This is a genomic window from Mesorhizobium sp. M7A.F.Ca.CA.002.09.1.1 (assembly GCF_003998555.1).
In the GTDB taxonomy this organism is placed as follows: domain Bacteria; phylum Pseudomonadota; class Alphaproteobacteria; order Rhizobiales; family Rhizobiaceae; genus Mesorhizobium; species Mesorhizobium ciceri.
This window is the reverse complement of sequence record NZ_RZRR01000962.1, coordinates 1-2,007: the sequence shown is the minus strand read 5'-3', so window position 1 is coordinate 2,007 and position 2,007 is coordinate 1. Positions and strand designations below refer to the sequence as shown.

The 2,007-nt window shown below is 63.5% G+C and carries 1 protein-coding gene; it reads right to left on the bottom strand.

Features of this window, described 5'->3' with window-relative positions; all coding sequences use genetic code 11:
- Positions 1-320: 320 nt before the first annotated feature.
- The coding region (locus tag EN994_RS28930; RefSeq protein ID WP_348631695.1) for an autotransporter domain-containing protein at positions 321-2,007 on the bottom strand (1,687 nt) is incomplete at its 5' end.

Here is a 2,007-nt window from a genome sequence, read left to right as displayed (position 1 = left end):
CTACCAAACCGGGCTGTAAAGCGTTTAGGGGAAAGCCGAACCTTGGGAGGGTCCGCTTCGCGCCACACAATCCTCCCAGCTGCTCCTGCGTCCGCTTCTGCGCGATCAAGTCCGGCACCTGCGGTCGCAGCGTTCGCGTTCATCACAGTTGCGCACGTCCTTGTAGGCTCGCTCCGACCGGCGGCGATAAGGCTGGCTTCCTGCCTGGCGCTCGCGAGGTTCGCTTCCTGGCGTACGACCGCCTGGGCGATGCGACAAGCGGATTGAATAGCCCCTTTTCCGTCAGGGGCAGTCATTCCGGAACGATCCTTCCCGCTTGATTAGAATTCCACGTTGAGTTTTGCATTAAAGCCGTTCTGCTGGACGCCGGAGCCGAACTGACCCTGGTAGGCGACGCTGAGGGTTGCGGCATCGGTCAGGTTGAGATCGAACCCCGCTTCGATGGCGGCACTGTCCTTGGCGATCGGCACGCCAGCGATCGTGAAGGCATCACCGGCAGAGAAGGCATGTGTGCTGGTCGGTATGACGTCGCCATAGGCATGGCGCCAGCCCAGCATGCCGCGCGCTGTGGCATTGATGGCGCCGAGCGTGAAGCCGGCGGAGGCTCTGAGACCAAGCGTGGTGAAGGTGGCGTCGGTGGTCTGGCTTGCACTGGTCAATGCCGCCGCACCGCCCTTTTCCGTGAAGCCGTCCGTATGCAGGTTGACATAAGCGAGGTTGGCAAAAGGCTCGAAGGCCGCGACTGGCGTATCGATGCGATAGCCGAGTTCCCCGAACGCCTGGAAGGTGCCAGCGTTGTAGTCGCCGCTCAGGCTGTCGGCAAAGCCGGGCATGGCCACCGAGCGCGATGTCTTCATGTCATGCCACGTATAGGCAAGCCCGGAGCGGAAGGCGAGAGCGCCCCGCTGCGTGCCACCATAAAGGCCGAGATGATAATTGTCGCTCGAGCCTGACGAGGATCGGCCGTCGGCATCGAAGCTCGTGTGGCTGTAGCCAGTCATGATGCCAAGCCGCACATCCTCCGCGACAAGGCCGTCGACGCCGGTAAGAAAGCCGCCGGTGGAGGTATCGAGGCCTGCGGCATTGCCGTCGCCGTCGAAGGAACCCCATGACCCGAAAGCCGTGCCCCAGGCGGCAAAGCGATCGGTGGTGGCAGGCGCCAGCATCGGACCGCCTTCGCCATAGGCCAGCACCGGCGTTGCCGGGATACCTACCCCCTCGAAGGCCGCACGCAGGCGGTCATTGATGGCATCGCGGACAAAATGGCTGTCCTCGATCAGCGCCGATTTGGCGGACGCATGGATCTCGCCAGATAACACATCGAAGGCTTCGCGTGCGGTTTCATCGTCCGGCAGGCCGGCGATTGCATCGTAGATCGGGTTGCCCGGCCCGGCGCTTTCGGCGCCATTGGCGGTGGCACACTGGTTGCGGGTGCCGGCCACGTCGCAGAACGACACGTCATTGCGGGCAACGTCGAGATAGATATTACTGGCGTCATAGGCGAGTGCCAGATCGACAAACGGGGCGTTCTGGTCGAACGCATCATAGGTGCCGGTCACGCCCTGATCCGCGCTCAGGATCGTGTAGCGGGTTCCGGCACTGTAGCCGCCCGGCGCTTTGAGCGCGAAGACGGTGCCACCCTGGATGGTGGCTTTGCCCGTCACGTCGATCAGGTCGGAATTGCCGGCCGGATTGATCTCGACTTCGTAGGTCGAGCCTATCTCCTGCGTGTAATCGCCTGACACATTCAGCGTGCCGATCGAATTGCCCGGCGTAATCGTGCCGCCAGAAGCGATCGTGGTCGTACCCACCGTTCCCGAACCGCCGAGCGTGCCGCCGGCTGCAACCGCAATGGCGCCAGCAATGCTTGCCCCGGAATGGCTGCCGTCGCCGACAACGAGCTTGCCGCCGCCGATGGTGGTCAGACCGGTATAGGTGCTGACGCCGTTCAGCGTCAGCGTGCCGGCGCCGGTCTTGACGAGGCTCCCTCCGATGCCAGTGCTGCCA